Here is a 15,142-nt window from a genome sequence, read left to right on the forward strand (position 1 = left end):
TGAACCATCAAAGAACCGCCATCCTGTCCGTTTTGCGACAGCGAATGTCAGGCTTGCTGCTTCAAGGCGCCTTTCGGCCGTGCCACTCTTCCGGCACCGAACCCAAGGGAATGCCCGTATGAAAGCCATGTATTACGAAGCCTTCGGCCAGACGCCGGATATCCGCATCCTGCCGGATCCTGAACCGACGGAAGATGGCGTGGTGATCAAGGTGGAGGCCACGGGTCTCTGCCGGTCCGACTGGCATGGCTGGATGGGGCATGACCCCGACATCTCGCTGCCCCATGTGCCCGGCCACGAACTGGCGGGCCGGGTTGTCGCCAAGGGCAAGAACGTGATGCGCTACAAGCTGGGCGATCGCGTGACCGTGCCCTTCGTTTCCGGCTGTGGCCGCTGCAGCGAATGCCATTCCGGCAACCACCAGGTCTGTCCCGACCAGTTCCAGCCGGGCTTCACCCATTGGGGTTCCTTTGCTGAATATGTGTCGATTGCCTATGCCGACACCAATCTCGTGAAACTGCCGGACGAGGTGGATTATGCGACCGCCGCGAGCCTTGGCTGCCGATTCGCGACCGCCTTCCGGGCCGTTGCCGATCAGGGTCGGGTAAAGGGCGGAGAATGGGTCGCCGTGCACGGTTCCGGCGGGGTCGGCCTTTCCGCCATCATGATTGCGTCGGCTCTCGGCGCAAATGTCGTGGCAATCGACATTGCCGAAGACAAGCTGGCGCTCGCCCGGCAGGCCGGCGCTGCGGTCACCATCAACGGTGCATCCACGCCGGATGTGGTGGACGCCGTGCGCGAGGTCACCGGCGGAGGCGCCCATGTCTCACTCGATGCGCTCGGCCACACCGCCACCTGCTGCAATTCCATTCGCAACCTGCGCCGCCGCGGACGCCATGTGCAGGTGGGACTGATGCTCGGCAGCCATGCGGCCCCCGCCATTCCCATGGGTCAGGTCATCGCCCATGAGCTGGAAATTTACGGCAGCCATGGCATGCAGGCCTGGCGATACGAGGACATGCTGGCCATGATTACCGGCGGTCGTCTGAAACCGGCACAACTGGTCGGACGGCATGTCAGCCTCGAGGAGGCCGTGCCCATGCTGATGGCGCTGGACAAAGCAACCGAGACTGGTATCTCGGTCATAACAAAATTTTAAGTAAATTGCCGTCGCCGCTCTTGTGCAACCCCCTTCCCGTCCTTTAAATTAGAGAGTAAGAATTTTATTACGAAAACATCATTAGACAGGACATCCAAATGATGAAAGTGATTCTCTCCCTGGACAATGGCGGGATCAGGTCGCTGATCCCTGCCCTTATCCTCAAGGATCTGGAAAAACGGCTCCACCGTGTCGGGTGCCGGGAACCGCTTCATCGTTATGTGGATCTGTTCGCCGGAACCGGCATAGCGGCCGTCATGGCCGCCGCCTTCTGCTTTACCAAGCCCTATGAGGCGGACGAGCCGCAGAGCACGCCGGACGAAGTGCTGACCATGCTTCGCTTCCATCATGATTTCGTCTTCGACCAGACGCCGGAGGTAACGGCAGGGGCCGGTCCCTACAGCGCCAACGTCTTCGAGGACAATCTCAAGCAGCGCTTCGGCGACACCACCACGTTCAGCGCAGCGAAGACCGGCATTCTGGTGCCGGCCTATGACATGATGAACCGCCGGGCGGTGGTCTTCTCCAATCTGGAGAACGGCTTCGCCAATTTTTACGTCTGGCAGGCTTTGCGCGGCTCCTGTGCCTTGCCCGAGTTCTTTGCCCCCGCCATGGTGGAGAACCTCGCCAAGAGCAGGCCACGCGGAACGCCGCTCCTGCCCTTCTTCACGGGAGGCGCCATGGCATCCGACCCGACCATGTGCGCCTATGCCGAGGCCAGCCGTGTGCGCTGGACCCGGCCGGGCTCGCAGGTCATCGTGATTTCGCTCGGCGCCGGCCTCGACCGCAAGCCCCTGCCCTATTTCGACGCCCTGAATGCGGGCAATCATGGACAGGGTCTCACGTCGGTGACGCCACACCTCGTCAATGTGGCGCACCAGCTCGAATGCCCGGCCGCGCAGATGCTGAACAGCCTGATCAACCGCGACCTTGCAAGCTTCGACGGCATCGCCACCCGTCTGACGAGCCATAACCGGGGCATGCTCAACTATTACCGCATCAATGGCGCTCTTTCGGCTGGAAACGTGGCGATGGACGATCTGAGCCCCGGCAATATTGCCGGCCTGATGGCGGATGGAGAGCGCATTGTTGCGGAAAACAGCGCTATCCTCGATGAACTGGTCTGGCGCATCGCTGAAAACCAGTCGCTCCGGTCGCGCGAGGAAGAGATGCGCGCCATGGTCCTCGCCTGAGGCTTGGCGGAAAGGCGTTCCGTGCTTATCATCGGCCCTCGATAGAGGCTGGGAGGGCGCATGAGCGGCAGACGGCGGAGCATCTTTGTTTTCGATGCCTATGGCACGCTCTTCGACGTCCATTCGGCCGTGGCCCGGATCGGCAGCGGCCTCGGCGTGGATGCGGACGCCTTTTCGGCCCTCTGGCGCGCCAAGCAGCTGGAATATAGCTGGGTTCGTACCCTGATGGGCCGTTATCGGGATTTCTGGAGCCTGACCGAAGAGGCGCTCGACTATTGCTATGCCCGTTTTCCCACGGCAGACCCGACCGTCCGGGACGCTCTGCTGGAAGCCTATGCGACACTGGACGCCTATCCCGACGTGCGTCCGGAATTGCAGACGTTGCGGAAGGCGGGCTGCCGAACCGCCATTCTCTCCAATGGCACAGACGCCATGCTCGCCCGCGCGGTGACAAGCGCGGGCCTTGCCGACTACCTTGATGCCGTTCTGTCCGTCGATGGCCTTCGCCAGTTCAAGACGGTTCCCGCCGCCTATGCCCTGGTCTGTGAGCGCTTCGCGGCCGCACCGGACAGCATTTCGTTCCAGTCCTCCAATCCCTGGGATATTGCCGGCGCCGCCGCTTTCGGTTTCCGCCCGGTCTGGATCAATCGGGGCGCTTTGCCGGGAGAATATGCCGACCTGGCCCCGCGCCATGTCCTGCCGTCGCTGACGGGATTATCCACCCTCGAGGAGTGAGCGCCATGGCCTGGGACCCCGAGCAATATCGCCGGTTCGAAGCGGAAAGAAACCGGCCCGTCGCGGATCTTCTGCATGCCCTCGGGGCCTTGAGGGGAATGACTGTCGTGGATGCGGGCTGCGGTCCCGGCAACTCCACGGAGGCTCTGCTCCGCCATTTCCCCGATGCAGCCATTTCCGCTTTCGACAGCGATCCGAACATGGTGGAGGCGGCCCGTCGCCGCCTGCCGGGAATTGAAATCCGGCAAGCGGACGTGGAACGATGGAGCCCCCCGGCGCCGGTCGATCTGATTTTCTCCAACGCGGTCTTTCACTGGGTACCGGATCACCTTCCCGTCCTCAGCCGGCTTTCCGACAGGCTGACGCCCGGCGGCGCGCTGGCCCTTCAGATGCCTGACAATCTGGGGGAACCCACCCATCTGCTGATGGAGGAAACCGCACGTCACGGCCCCTGGTCGCCGCTATTCGCCAGCGGCCTGCCACAACGTCATCCGCTGCCGACGCCCGCCGCCTATATGGAAACACTCGGCGCGGCCGGACTGGAGGTCACCCTGTGGAGGACCACCTATTTCCACCAGCTTCCGGATGCGGATGCGATCGTGGATTTCGTCGGCGGGGCCGGCTTGCGTCCCTGGATCGGCCATGTGGAAAGGGAGGGGGGAGCGGCCATGGCCGATGCGTATAAGCAGGCCTACCGCAAGGCCGTGGAAGCGGCGTATCCGCCGATGGCCGATGGCTCGGTGCTGATGGCCATGCCGCGGCTTTTCCTCGTGGCCCGGAAAAGAACAGCAACAGGAGAAAGCCCCGCCGAAGCGGGGCTCTGATGGTCTTAAACGAACTGGCTGAGCCCGGGCACCGAAGCCACGACCTCGTCCACCACCTCGGCACCGGCATACTGGCGTGCAACCGCCATGGTTTCGCGGGCCAGACCGGTAATTTCACCCATTCCAAGACCCTGCGCCATGAGTTGCTGGCCAAGAGCCATCACGCCACCGCCCATGGCGCTCATCAATCCGCCAAGAAGTCCGCCGCCGCCAGACGCATTGGCAACCAGATCGGCCGCACCGGGAATGGCACCGATCATCCGGCCCACGGCATCGGCGTCGCCTTCCTTCTGAAGGAAGGCAAGCATCAGGCCAATGGCCTTTTCGGCCGTCGCCGGATCGATGCCCACCCGATCGGCAACCTGTGTGACGAGTTCGTTCATGCAAATCTCCCGAGCTGAACTATTACGTTAACGTCAAGGTAAAGAAGACCGGGCGGAAACTCAAGCCTTCTTCCGCTGCCTTGTTCACGGTTGGAAGGGTGGATGCGACCCATCATCGCTGTCAATCATGCTTGAGGCCGCAGATGGCCTCCTCGGCGCTTGCCTGAGCCCCCCGCTGATCTATAACCTTTGCCGGATCGTCGGGCGCCACCGCGCCCCGGAAGAACAAGGAGACTTCAAGGTGCTGCTTCAGGATGGAAAGATTTATGTCGGCACGAGCCGCAACCCTGACGACACCAACAACAAGGCGGAATATCTGGATCTGCGTTTCGGCAACCGCCACGGGCTTGTGACCGGCGCGACCGGCACCGGCAAGACCGTCACGCTTCAGGTCCTTGCGGAAGGCTTCTCGGATGCAGGGGTGCCAGTCTTTTGCGCCGACATCAAGGGCGACCTTGCCGGCATTTCGCAGATGGGTGTCGAAAAGGATTTCCTCCTGAAACGGGCCCAGCAGATCGGCCTGGATCCCTACGGGTTCGAACAGTATCCGGTCATCTTCTGGGACATCTACGGAGAGAAGGGACACCGGGTCCGCACCACCATCGCCGAAATGGGTCCGCTGCTGCTTGCCCGGCTGATGAATGCATCGGAAGCCCAGGAAGGGGTGCTGAACATCGCCTTCAAGATCGCCGATCAGGGCGGACTGGCGCTTCTGGATCTCAAGGATCTGCAGGCGCTGCTGAATTACATGGCCGAGAATGCGGAGGAAATCTCCGGGCAGTTCGGTCTCGTCAGCAAGGCCTCGGTCGGCTCTCTCCAGCGCGCCCTGCTCGTTCTGGAGCAGCAGGGAGCAGCCAATTTCTTCGGCGAGCCCGCCTTGAAGATTTCGGATCTCATGCGCACCACCAATGACGGACGCGGCGCGATATCCGTTCTCGCGGCCGAAAAGCTGATGATGAACCCCCGCCTTTACGCCACATTCCTCCTGTGGCTGCTGTCGGAACTGTTCGAGGACCTTCCGGAAGTCGGCGATCTCGACAAGCCCAAGCTGGTCTTCTTCTTCGACGAGGCGCATCTGCTCTTCAACGATGCGCCGCCGGTCCTGATCCAGCGGGTGGAACAGGTCGTGCGCCTCATCCGCTCCAAGGGGGTCGGCGTCTATTTCGTCACCCAGAACCCGATGGACGTGCCGGAAACCGTCCTCGCACAGCTCGGCAACCGCGTGCAGCATGCGCTTCGCGCCTATACCCCCCGGGAACAGAAGGCCGTCAAGACGGCCGCTGAAACCTTCCGCCCGAACCCCGCCTTCGATTGTGCAACCGCCATCACGGCGCTGGGCACCGGCGAAGCGCTGGTGTCGATGCTGGAAGAAAAGGGCGTCCCGTCCATGGTTCAGCGCACCCTCATCCGCCCGCCCTCCTCCCGTCTGGGTCCGATCACGGACGAAGAGCGTCAGAAGGCGATGCAGGTCAGCCCGGTGGCCAACCAGTATGATGTCGATGAGGATCGGGAATCCGCCTACGAAATCCTGATGGCCCGCGCCGCCAAGACCGCAGCGCCTGCGCCGGGACCCACCCCGGATGAAAAGGCCGGCAAGGACGACAATGCGGCCGGCCGCTGGACGCTTCCGGGCTTCGGCGACAAACCTGCCCAGGACGACGAGGGCGAACCGCGCCGCCGTTCGGGCTACCAGCGCGAAACCGTGGTGGAAGCGGCGATGAAGAGCGTGGCGCGCTCGGTCGCCTCTTCCGTCGGCAGGGCGCTGGTCCGGGGCATCCTCGGCAGCCTCCGCCGCTGACGCGGTTCTGGCTCGGGCTGACAAAGAAAACGCCCGGCTTGCGCCGGGCGTTTGTGCATTCGTCCAAGGGGCAAAAGCTCAGAGAGCAGCCGTGACGATGAATTCGACCTTGTAGTCCGGGGTGGCCAGCGCAGCCTGCGAGGTGGCGCGGGCAGGCGTGTTGTTCGGATCGACCCAGGCTTCCCAGACCGCATTCATTTCGCCGAACGTGGACATGTCGGAGAGGTAGATGATGGTCTGCAGGATCTTGGACTTGTCCGAACCGGCAGCGGCGAGCAGGCGGTCGACTTCGGCCAGTGCAGAGCGGCACTGATCGGCAACCGTCGCGCCTTCGCCCACCTGGCCGGCGAGATAGACGGTGTTGCCGTGAACGACGGCCTGGCTCATGCGCTTGCCGCTTTCGATACGCTTGATGGTCATGAAATGCTCCTTCGAGGGCTTATGGTAAAATCAGTTCCGGATATGGGCGGTCTGCTGGTAGATCGCGGTGGAGCGGGCGCCGGAGCGGCAATAGCCCAGCATCGGGCGTTCCATCGTGTCGAGCGCGTCGACCATGGCCTGCACCGCATCCGCCGTCACACCCATGGGACCGACCGGAATATGGGTGATCTGCAGGCCGAGCGCCTCGGCCTTTGCAGCGATTGTCGCGAATTCCGGCTGGTCCGGCTGTTCGTGATCCGGGCGGTGGCAGACGATCGAGCGGAACCCTGCCTGCCTGATGGCGTCGAGATCGTCCACCGTAATCTGCCCGCTGACAGAATAGTCTGAATCGATTGGCCGGATATCCATGCCCTCATCCTCCGCTTGTGAAAACCGAGCTTCCATCTAAAGGGGGCGCGCCGATGCGTCAACGCAGCTGAGCGCAGGCAATGACGGGGAAGTGGAAGGAGACCGGTTCAGACGAAACGGAACGCCAGGGAAAATTCCCGGCTTTCGCCCCGGGCAAGGTCGATGATCTCCCCCGCCTCCCGCAGAACCGCGCGGCTTTCCCAGCGATGCGTGCAGGGCTCGATGCCCATGACGTTCACCCCGGCCCGTCGCGCGCGCCACATTTGCAGATAGGGAAGCGTCTTCGTATCGAAGCGCAAGTCGAGCGAGAGACCGCCTGCCGAGGCCACCGGCCCAAGCCGCACATGGGCAAGGCCCGCGGCGTCCGCAAAAGGAGCAGCCGGAACGCAGAAGACGCCGCCGGGATCGTCGAAGAACTCCCAGGCCATGCCGCCATTCTCGAACATGGCCCCTTCGAGCCGCGTTTCCGGCCCCAGCAGCCGGCAGCCTATATTCATGTGATACATGGTCATCGAGGCGAAGGGTTCATCCCCGATATTGACGACCCGGTCGCGCAGCTCGACCCAGCCATCCGCGCCGATCCGCCATTCCCGTTCGATCAGGGCCTCGCCGCCTTCGACAAGGCGCACCGGGATTTCCGCCCGCGCCCGGTCACGGGCATGATCGATGAGGGTCGCGGGATGACCCGCAACAGAACCATGAATGGGGTAGCGGCCAATGCCCTTTTCAAAATCATCCGGATGGCGGATGTGATCCGGTCCGCAGGTAAAGAGAAATCCCTGGAGAGAATGCCAGATACGGGCATCGCCATCATCGACAATCTCGAGGCCCGGCGCAAAATCCACACCCCCTGCCCGCACGCCGCGCAGATCGAGAACCGATCCGGGATCGAGCTCCACCTCCAGGCCGGAGGGATGGGAGAGGACAAGCGGCTGCGTCATGAACAGGACCTGTGGCTTGGAGGGTTCAACCGAGCGTCCGCCCGGCAAGAAGATTCTCCTCGATGATACCGAGCAGCCTTCCGATCCGATAGAGGTCCTCCGCCTGACAGAAAGACAGAAGCCGCGCGGCATAGGCATCGGCCTTTCGGCGCAGCGCCGCCTGTTCGGCCCGCCCGGCAGCGCTGATTTCCAGCCGCTCCACCCGGCGATCTGCGGTGTCCCGCTCCCGATGCAGAAAGCCGCTCTCTTCGAGCGAGGACACGGCGCGGCTGATCGCCGTCTTTCCGAGGCCGGACCGGGCATGGATATCGGTCGCCGTCGCACCATTTTCCCGCGCAAGCGCAGACAGCACGTACCATTCGGTCCAGCCCAGTACGCCGCGGGCACCGCCACCGGCAAAGAAATCTGCGGTCAGCAGGGCCGTCAGCCTCTGCATGCGGTAGGGAAGGAACTGCTCGAGCTCGAAAGCATCGACGGCCTTTGCGCTGTCACTCATCCGCACCTCCCGGAAACCTGCAAGCCGATCCGGCGTTCTAGAGGGTGAGCCGGAGGTTTTGCGCGGCGATTGCGGATCGTCTGCGCCATCTTGCAAGGCTGAATTAAAACTTTGTACACCAAGTTTTCATGATTACCATATTAGCGTCGAATTTGCTGTGTCTTACGTTAACAGACCGTGAATGTAGAAAGATCCTCGTGATGAGTCGCGCCCGTACCAGCCTGCTGATCGCCCTTGTCGGAAGCACCGCCCTGCTGTCCGCACCCGCCCTGCGCGCGCAGGAAGCCTATGCGCGTGGCGACGTGGTGCTGATGTCGCCCGATGGCTCCCTTCTCGATTACGTGCCGGCACAGGACGAGGTCCGCGTGCGCTATAATCGCGCCGGCCAACGGGTTCTGGTGGATGCTTACGGCAATCTGGTTGCCATCGAGGTGCCTGCAGATCGCTATTTCAACGGCGATCTGCCCGGCGTCGACGGCGGCAATGACGGTCAGGTCGCGTCCTATCCGGATGACCCGGAATTCTCCACCGGCTCGATCCCCGAAATGCGCAACGAGCCGCTGGATAGCCAGCCTCTGGAAGGCCAGCCCCTGCCGCCGCCCGGGGAGCCCGGCGACGACCTGGCCGCCCTGCCAGACGATAGCACCCGCGTCGACCCGAGCACGACCGGCCTCGACATTCCCCCGGTCGCCTCTGCTCCGATCACCAGCAAGAACAAGGCGGAAATCGCCGCCCTGCAGGTGCTGCTGGATCGGGGCGGCTCTTCGCCCGGCGTGGTCGACGGAAAGAACGGTTCGAACGTCGCGAAAGCCCTGGCGGCCTGGGAGCAGGTCAACGGCGAAACGCTCGACCCCAATAATATGGACGACATTCTGGAGCGCCTGCGCCTCTCGGGTGGCCTGCCCTTCACCACCTACACGATCACGCCGGCCGATGCGGCAGGCCCTTACGTGGCCGCCATCCCGGAAGACTATTCGCAGAAGGCGCTGCTGCCGGGCCTGAACTATACGTCCGTCACCGAAATGCTCGCCGAGCGTTTCCACATGGACGAAAATTACCTCAAGGAAATCAATCCGGGGGTCGATTTCACCATTCCCGGCACAACGGTGAAGGTGATCAATCCCGGACCGCCCAAGACCGGCAGCGTCACCCGCATTCTCGCCGACAAGGCCCGCAAGCAGGTCTTCGCCTATGGTGAAGGCGGGGAGCTCATCGCGGCCTATCCGGCATCCATCGGCTCTGCCGACACGCCCTCGCCTTCCGGCACGGTGCAGGTCCAGCGCATCGCCTTCAATCCCGGCTATACCTACAATCCGAAGATCAACTTCCAGCAGGGCAACAACAACAAGGTCCTGAATATCCCGCCGGGCCCGAATGGCCCGGTCGGCACGGTCTGGATTGCGCTTTCCAAGCCTACATACGGAATCCACGGCACGCCGGAACCCTCCAAGATCGGCAAGACCCAGAGCCATGGCTGTATCCGCCTGACCAACTGGGACGCGACCGAGCTGGGCAAGATGGTCAAGCCCGGCGTCACCGTCGAATTCGTGGATTGAGCGCAAGCACCGGCCGGTTATTCAGCGGCCGGCCTCCTGTCCCGTTGCGTGCGGGGCATGAGCGTGATGCCGAGCGCCTGCATGATCTTCAAAATGGTCGAGAATGCAGGCTGGCCCTCACCGCTTAACGCCTTGGAGAGCTCGGCGTGGCTCATTCCCACATCGCGAGAAAGCTGGTTCATGTTGCGCGCACGCGCAATGGTGCCGAGACATCTTGCAATAAAAGCCGGATCGCCGGTCTCGAACGCACCCGCGAGATACTCCTCGATAGCCACTTCGCTCTCCAGAAATTCTGCGCTGTCATAAGGGGTCGTCTTGAGGGTCATGGCGCCTCTCTCTTCACTTGCCGGGCGAGCCTCCGGGCCTCGCCAATATCTCTCGATTGCGAGGACTTGTCACCACCGCACAGCAGGATGATCAAAAGTCTTCCGCGACGCAGATAGTAAACCCGATAACCGGGCCCATAATCTATCTTGAGTTCGCTGATACCCTCACCCACCGGAGCGGAGTGGCCGGGATTTCCGGCGACCAGCCGGTCAATCTGCAAGGAAATGCGGGCAACGGCGCGGGCGTCGGGCAGCGCCCGCATCCATGCAACGAATTCCTCTGTTTTCTCCACCTGCATAAGGCATTGTATTCGATAAAATACAATTAGCAACACCTGAATTAAATGCCGCCGCCCTCACGCGGCCAGTGGGAAGACTGCGTTGATCTGGCCCGTGCCGGAGGACGTGAAATAGTCCGTCAGGATTTCGGCCTGCCCCTTGTATCCGTCCCAGCCCAGCGCGCCGAAGAGCATGGCCGTATCATGCATGAAGCCTTCGCCGTGGCAAACCTTCGAATAGAGCGGCAGCATCTCGATGAAGGCGCGGTTTTGGCCCTCTTTCCAGAGATCCACCACGCGCAGGTCCACCTGCTTGTAGAACTCGTCGGAAATGGTGTGGATGCCGGCCGCCGCCTCGTTGTTGTCGTGGATACGGTGCGAGAGCGAACCGGACGCAAGAACGGCGACGTTGTGGTCACCGGCCTCAACGGCCTCGCGGACGGCGGCGCCGATCTTCGCGCTGTCTTCCATCTCGTGCCAGGGGCACCAGGCGGCAATCGACAGCACCCGGAAACGGCCATCCGCATTGATGTAGCGCATCGGAACGAGCGTGCCATACTCCACTTCGAGCGTATCCACGTGGTGCGAGAGCATCCGCACGCCCTTCTCGCCGGCCCGACGGGCGATGTCGTCACCCAGCTCGGGCGCGCCGCGATAGTCATATTCAAGGTTCTGGATGAAATGCGGAAACTCGTTGCTGGTATAGATGCCCTTGTAACGAGCGCGGGAATTGATGTGATAGGCCGTGTTTACCAGCCAGTGCGTGTCGAAGACCACGATCGTATCGACACCCTCCGCGTCGCAGCGGCGGCCGATTTCCTTCAGTCCCTCGATGGCCGCCGCGCGGCAGCCGAAATTCGGCCCCGGCTGCTCGGAAATGAACATGGACGGCACATGGGTGATCTTCGCAGCCAGTTTCAGCTTGCTCATGCGGGGCTCCTCCTCCTTCAGCAATGAGGAGACGCTACCGCGACCACGGGATCGATGCCTTGACCGAGATCAATCACTTCACATGTTAAATAAATAAGTGCATTCCTGGTCAAACAGGACACCGGGCCGGAAAGCCCCCCTCCCGGCCCGATGGTCCCGGCAAAAGCCGGCTCAGGCGGCCCGATGGGCCATTCGGAAGAAGGTGCGGGATTTCGGCGAGCCAATCACGCGCACCGGCAGCATGGCGGTGACTTCAGCGGCCAGCGCCTGGGCATTTTCCTGTGCCCGGTCGAGATTGCTGATCCGCTGCGGGTCCATGGTGTAGAGCGTACCGCCGCAATCGAAGATGTCGCGAAAGGCGGTGCGTTCGGCAATCATCGTGTTGAGCACGTTGACCCCCCGCGAGGCGAGCAGTCCCTTGATGGCCTGCAGTCCCCGCGTGGTGACCATGGCGCTGACGCGCGTGAGCACGACGGCATGCGGGATGGAAATCCGCGCCTTCTCTTCCAGCAGGCGGATCAGATCCAGGATCTGCGCTGCCCCTCGTGCGTCCATGGCGCAGCCCTGCACGGGAATGAGCACCTGATCGGAGAGACCGAGTGCGGTCGTCACCAGCGCATCGCGGGCTCCCGCAAGGTCGATGATGAAGTGATCGGTCTTCGCCTTGAGGTCGAGGATGTGGTAGGGCAGCGACGCCACCGTCACCTCGGAAATCACCGTCACGTTCGGAACCAGTCCCGTGGTTTCCGACCAGTTGGTGATCCAGCGCTGCGGATCGGCATCGAGGATGACGACGCGGTTGCCCTGCCGGGCAAGCTCGGTGGCGAGAATGAGGGCAGCCGTCGTCTTGCCTGCTCCGCCCTTGGCATTCGCCAGTGAAATAATGGCCATGAATTGATAACCCCTGATGATCGGATTGGAGCCGGGTCATCGCTCCCTTGCTGCACCCCCCATTCGGTGCCGGTAAACACACTCTTACCAATTATGGTTAACGAAATACTAAAGGGAGATAATCAGTTTATAAGACTATAATTATAGTATTGACGTAACGGGAGGCGACAGCCCCGCCCGAAAAGGCAAAGGGGCGGTCCGAAGACCACCCCCTTTTTTAGTCTCAGTAGCAGTCGTGGAAGAGCTGCTTGGTGTTTTCGAGCGTCAGGGCAACCGGGTTGCCGCCGGCGCTCGGATCCTCGATGGCCATGGCGGCCAGCTCGTCGATCCGGTCCTTGCCGACGCCGAAGGCCGTCAGGTTTTCCGGAACGCCGAGTTCGGCGCGGAGAGACAGCACGTAGTCATAGAAGCCGTCGAAACCACCGGAAATGCCGAGATAGGCAGCGGCGCTCGCAATCCTCTGCTCGATGGCGGAACGGTTGAACTTCAGCACCATCGGCATGACGACGGCATTGGTGGTGCCGTGATGGGTGTTGTAGACCGCGCCGATCGGGTGCGACAGCGCATGGATGGCGCCAAGGCCCTTCTGGAAGGCGACCGCGCCCATGGCGGCAGCCGACATCATGTTGGTGCGGGCTTCGATATCGCCGCCGTCCTTGTAGGCGCGCGGCAGATATTCCTTGACGAGGCGCATGCCTTCAAGCGCGATGCCCTGGGACATCGGGTGGTAGAAGGGCGAGGAATAGGCTTCCAGGCAGTGGGCGAAGGCATCCATGCCGGTGCCGGCCGTGATGAACTTCGGCATGCCGACCGTCAGTTCCGGATCGGCGATGACGACGCCCGGCAGGAACTTCGGATGGAAGATGATCTTCTTCACATGGGTCTTGGAATTGGTGATGACCGAAGCGCGGCCCACTTCGGAGCCGGTGCCGGCCGTGGTCGGCACGGCGACGATCGGCGCAATGCCCTCGACCGACGCGCGGGTCCACCAGTCACCGATATCCTCGAAATCCCAGACCGGACGGTTCTGGCCGACCATGAAGGCCACGCATTTGCCGAGATCGAGACCCGAGCCGCCGCCGAAGGCGACGACGCCATCATGGCCGCCATCGCGGAAGGCCTTGATGCCGGCTTCGAGGTTCAGTTCGTTCGGGTTCGGATCGACATCCGCAAACAGCGCGCGGCCAAGGCCGGCGGCGTCGAGAATGTCGAGGGCGCCCTGCGTGATCGGCATGGAAGCAAGGCCGCGGTCGGTGACCAGCAGCGGCTTCTTCATGCCGAGGCTCTTGCAGGCATCGGCCAGTTCCTTGATCCGGCCCGCGCCGAGCTTGACGGCGGTCGGATAGCTCCAGTTAGCAGAAATAGACATCAGAGAGCCTTCTTGAGGTGGTAGGATTTCGGACGGGTAAGGTTCTGGAAGCCGAGCACGGAGAGCGAGCCGCCCTTGCCGGTTTCCTTGCAGCCGGTCCAGCAGAGAGCCGGGTCGAGATAGTCGGCGCGGTTCATGAAGACGGTGCCGGTCTCGATCTCGCGGCCGATGCGGGCAGCGCGGCCGGCATCTCCGGTCCACAGCGAGGCGGTCAGGCCGTAGGGGCTGTCATTCATTAGCGCCAGCGCTTCCTCGTCGTTCTTCACCTTCATGATGCCGACGACCGGGCCGAAGCTTTCCTCGCGCATCACGCGCATGGAATGGTCGACATTGACGAGGATCTGCGGGGCGAGATAGGCGCCGCCGTCATCTTCGGGGAAGAGCTTGCCATCGACGAGCGGCTTGGCGCCGGCGGCAATGGCTTCGGCCGTCTGGGCGCGCACAGTCGCCGCAAAGCGCTTGTTGGCCATCGGCCCGAGCGTCGTGTCCTGCTCCAGCGGGTTGCCGAGCTTGTAGGCGGAGGCAAAGGCCACCGACTTTTCGACGAACGCGTCGAACAGGCTTTCATGCACGTAGACGCGCTCGATGCCGCAGCAGCACTGTCCGGAATTGAAGAAGGCGCCGTCCATCAGCGTATCGACGGCCGCGTCGAGATTGGCGTCTTCCATCACATAGCCCGGATCCTTGCCGCCGAGCTCGAGGCCCAGACCGGCAAAGGTGCCAGCGGCTGCCCGCTCGATGGCGCGCCCGCCCTCGACCGAACCGGTGAAGTTGATGAAGTTGAAGTTGCCATCGGCAATCAGCGCCGAAGTCACGTCATGGGTCAGGAAGACATTGATGAAGACATCGTCGGGAACGCCCGCTTCCACGAAGGCGCGCACCATGCGCTCGCCGACGAGCAGCGTCTGCGCGGCATGCTTGATGACGACGGTATTGCCCGCCATCAGCGCCGGGGCAATCGTGTTGATCGCGGTCATGTAGGGATAGTTCCAGGGCGCGATGACGAAGACGACGCCATGCGGCTCGCGCTCGATGCGGCGCTCGAAATTCGCGCTTTCCTCGACCACATAGGGCTTCAGGCTATCGGCCGCGATGGAAGCCACGTAGTTGGAACGCTCGTTGAAGCCGCGGAATTCACCGCCATAGCGGACCGGACGGCCCATCTGCCAGGCGATCTCCGGCACGACCTCATCGGCCATCTCGTTGAGGCGGGCAACGCCCTTCAGCACCAGCTGCACACGCTCTTCCAGCGGACGGCGGGCCCAGGCCTTCTGCGCCTTGCGGGCGCGCATCACTTCAGCCTTGGCAGCGTCGAAGCTCATCGCCTCGCGCTCGGCATAGACTTCCCCGTTCACCGGGGAGATACATTGAATCATGGTCATGTCACGTGCTCCAATCGAATTCTTGTCGCCACCTTGATCGGCTCGCCGGGCGACAGTTTCAAGCACCCTGCCGGGAGATTTCGCCATGCAGG

General features: G+C 62.6%; 17 protein-coding genes. 6 read left to right on the plus strand and 11 right to left on the minus strand.

Going from position 1 to position 15,142, the window contains the following annotated elements; all coding sequences use genetic code 11:
- Positions 1–118 precede the first annotated feature (118 nt).
- The 4 genes from ACT54B_RS01865 (at position 119) to tam (ending at position 3,911) form a co-directional block, all read left to right on the plus strand.
- Complete coding sequence (locus tag ACT54B_RS01865; protein WP_476042443.1) at positions 119–1,159, plus strand: zinc-dependent alcohol dehydrogenase family protein; 1,041 nt, start codon at positions 119–121, stop codon at positions 1,157–1,159.
- 98 nt (positions 1,160–1,257) lie between these two features.
- On the plus strand, positions 1,258–2,352 hold the full coding sequence (locus tag ACT54B_RS01870; protein ID WP_476042444.1) for a hypothetical protein: 1,095 nt from the start codon (positions 1,258–1,260) through the stop codon (positions 2,350–2,352).
- Positions 2,353–2,412: 60 nt separating this feature from the next.
- Positions 2,413–3,087, plus strand: coding sequence for a haloacid dehalogenase type II (locus tag ACT54B_RS01875; RefSeq protein WP_476042445.1), 675 nt, complete (start codon positions 2,413–2,415; stop codon positions 3,085–3,087).
- Positions 3,088–3,092: 5 nt separating this feature from the next.
- On the plus strand, positions 3,093–3,911 hold the full coding sequence (gene tam, locus ACT54B_RS01880) for a trans-aconitate 2-methyltransferase (protein WP_476042447.1): 819 nt from the start codon (positions 3,093–3,095) through the stop codon (positions 3,909–3,911).
- 5 nt (positions 3,912–3,916) lie between these two features.
- On the opposite strand, the gene ACT54B_RS01885 is transcribed toward tam, so the two are convergent.
- The gene (locus tag ACT54B_RS01885; protein ID WP_476042448.1) at positions 3,917–4,294 is read right to left on the minus strand and encodes a hypothetical protein; all 378 of its coding nucleotides are present in this window, start codon (positions 4,292–4,294) and stop codon (positions 3,917–3,919) included.
- A 244-nt stretch (positions 4,295–4,538) separates the two neighbouring features.
- On the opposite strand from ACT54B_RS01885, the gene ACT54B_RS01890 reads away from it, so the two are divergent.
- Entirely contained in the window at positions 4,539–6,092 is a 1,554-nt protein-coding gene (locus tag ACT54B_RS01890) for a helicase HerA-like C-terminal domain-containing protein (RefSeq protein ID WP_476043468.1), read from the plus strand.
- Between the two features lie 78 nt (positions 6,093–6,170).
- On the opposite strand, the gene ACT54B_RS01895 is transcribed toward ACT54B_RS01890, so the two are convergent.
- The 4 genes from ACT54B_RS01895 to ACT54B_RS01910 form a co-directional block, all read right to left on the minus strand.
- The gene (locus ACT54B_RS01895; RefSeq protein ID WP_476042450.1) at positions 6,171–6,512 is read right to left on the minus strand and encodes a RidA family protein; all 342 of its coding nucleotides are present in this window, start codon (positions 6,510–6,512) and stop codon (positions 6,171–6,173) included.
- A gap of 30 nt (positions 6,513–6,542) precedes the next feature.
- Positions 6,543–6,881: a protein tyrosine phosphatase family protein gene (locus ACT54B_RS01900; protein WP_476042452.1), complete on the minus strand. Its 339-nt coding sequence runs from the start codon at positions 6,879–6,881 to the stop codon at positions 6,543–6,545.
- A 107-nt stretch (positions 6,882–6,988) separates the two neighbouring features.
- Positions 6,989–7,822 (minus strand): DUF4432 family protein, encoded by an 834-nt coding sequence (locus tag ACT54B_RS01905; RefSeq protein ID WP_476042453.1) that lies wholly within the window; start codon positions 7,820–7,822, stop codon positions 6,989–6,991.
- Positions 7,823–7,847: 25 nt separating this feature from the next.
- On the minus strand, positions 7,848–8,318 hold the full coding sequence (locus tag ACT54B_RS01910; protein ID WP_476042455.1) for a MarR family winged helix-turn-helix transcriptional regulator: 471 nt from the start codon (positions 8,316–8,318) through the stop codon (positions 7,848–7,850).
- A gap of 200 nt (positions 8,319–8,518) precedes the next feature.
- On the opposite strand from ACT54B_RS01910, the gene ACT54B_RS01915 reads away from it, so the two are divergent.
- Complete coding sequence (locus ACT54B_RS01915) at positions 8,519–9,874, plus strand: L,D-transpeptidase (protein WP_476042457.1); 1,356 nt, start codon at positions 8,519–8,521, stop codon at positions 9,872–9,874.
- Positions 9,875–9,891: 17 nt separating this feature from the next.
- On the opposite strand, the gene ACT54B_RS01920 is transcribed toward ACT54B_RS01915, so the two are convergent.
- The 6 genes from ACT54B_RS01920 to ACT54B_RS01945 form a co-directional block, all read right to left on the minus strand.
- A complete protein-coding gene (locus ACT54B_RS01920) occupies positions 9,892–10,200 on the minus strand; it encodes an addiction module antidote protein (RefSeq protein WP_476042458.1) in 309 nt (102 codons plus the stop codon).
- Complete coding sequence (locus ACT54B_RS01925) at positions 10,197–10,499, minus strand: type II toxin-antitoxin system RelE/ParE family toxin (RefSeq protein WP_476042459.1); 303 nt, start codon at positions 10,497–10,499, stop codon at positions 10,197–10,199. The genes ACT54B_RS01920 and ACT54B_RS01925 overlap by 4 nt, the downstream gene beginning before the upstream one ends.
- A gap of 57 nt (positions 10,500–10,556) precedes the next feature.
- Positions 10,557–11,408 (minus strand): 3,4-dihydroxyphenylacetate 2,3-dioxygenase, encoded by an 852-nt coding sequence (hpaD, locus tag ACT54B_RS01930; protein ID WP_476042461.1) that lies wholly within the window; start codon positions 11,406–11,408, stop codon positions 10,557–10,559.
- Between the two features lie 171 nt (positions 11,409–11,579).
- Positions 11,580–12,299 (minus strand): AAA family ATPase, encoded by a 720-nt coding sequence (locus ACT54B_RS01935; RefSeq protein ID WP_476042463.1) that lies wholly within the window; start codon positions 12,297–12,299, stop codon positions 11,580–11,582.
- 223 nt (positions 12,300–12,522) lie between these two features.
- A complete protein-coding gene (locus ACT54B_RS01940) occupies positions 12,523–13,668 on the minus strand; it encodes an iron-containing alcohol dehydrogenase (RefSeq protein WP_476042465.1) in 1,146 nt (381 codons plus the stop codon).
- Positions 13,668–15,050: an aldehyde dehydrogenase family protein gene (locus tag ACT54B_RS01945; RefSeq protein ID WP_476042467.1), complete on the minus strand. Its 1,383-nt coding sequence runs from the start codon at positions 15,048–15,050 to the stop codon at positions 13,668–13,670. Before ACT54B_RS01945 ends, ACT54B_RS01940 begins: the two co-directional genes overlap by 1 nt.
- Between the last annotated feature and the right edge of the window lie 92 nt (positions 15,051–15,142).

The organism is Gellertiella sp. DMC107, from assembly GCF_056313605.1.

Coding starts and splice junctions, on each gene's coding strand:
- ACT54B_RS01915 (WP_476042457.1), top strand. CDS start 8,519: ATGAGTCGCGCCCGTACCAGCCTGCTGATCGCCCTTGTCGGAAGCACC.
- ACT54B_RS01885 (WP_476042448.1), bottom strand. CDS start 4,294: ATGAACGAACTCGTCACACAGGTTGCCGATCGGGTGGGCATCGATCCG.
- ACT54B_RS01905 (WP_476042453.1), bottom strand. CDS start 7,822: ATGACGCAGCCGCTTGTCCTCTCCCATCCCTCCGGCCTGGAGGTGGAG.
- ACT54B_RS01935 (WP_476042463.1), bottom strand. CDS start 12,299: ATGGCCATTATTTCACTGGCGAATGCCAAGGGCGGAGCAGGCAAGACG.
- ACT54B_RS01910 (WP_476042455.1), bottom strand. CDS start 8,318: ATGAGTGACAGCGCAAAGGCCGTCGATGCTTTCGAGCTCGAGCAGTTC.
- hpaD (WP_476042461.1), bottom strand. CDS start 11,408: ATGAGCAAGCTGAAACTGGCTGCGAAGATCACCCATGTGCCGTCCATG.
- ACT54B_RS01895 (WP_476042450.1), bottom strand. CDS start 6,512: ATGACCATCAAGCGTATCGAAAGCGGCAAGCGCATGAGCCAGGCCGTC.
- ACT54B_RS01875 (WP_476042445.1), top strand. CDS start 2,413: ATGAGCGGCAGACGGCGGAGCATCTTTGTTTTCGATGCCTATGGCACG.
- ACT54B_RS01870 (WP_476042444.1), top strand. CDS start 1,258: ATGATGAAAGTGATTCTCTCCCTGGACAATGGCGGGATCAGGTCGCTG.
- ACT54B_RS01940 (WP_476042465.1), bottom strand. CDS start 13,668: ATGTCTATTTCTGCTAACTGGAGCTATCCGACCGCCGTCAAGCTCGGC.
- ACT54B_RS01865 (WP_476042443.1), top strand. CDS start 119: ATGAAAGCCATGTATTACGAAGCCTTCGGCCAGACGCCGGATATCCGC.
- ACT54B_RS01925 (WP_476042459.1), bottom strand. CDS start 10,499: ATGCAGGTGGAGAAAACAGAGGAATTCGTTGCATGGATGCGGGCGCTG.
- tam (WP_476042447.1), top strand. CDS start 3,093: ATGGCCTGGGACCCCGAGCAATATCGCCGGTTCGAAGCGGAAAGAAAC.
- ACT54B_RS01945 (WP_476042467.1), bottom strand. CDS start 15,050: ATGACCATGATTCAATGTATCTCCCCGGTGAACGGGGAAGTCTATGCC.
- ACT54B_RS01920 (WP_476042458.1), bottom strand. CDS start 10,200: ATGACCCTCAAGACGACCCCTTATGACAGCGCAGAATTTCTGGAGAGC.
- ACT54B_RS01900 (WP_476042452.1), bottom strand. CDS start 6,881: ATGGATATCCGGCCAATCGATTCAGACTATTCTGTCAGCGGGCAGATT.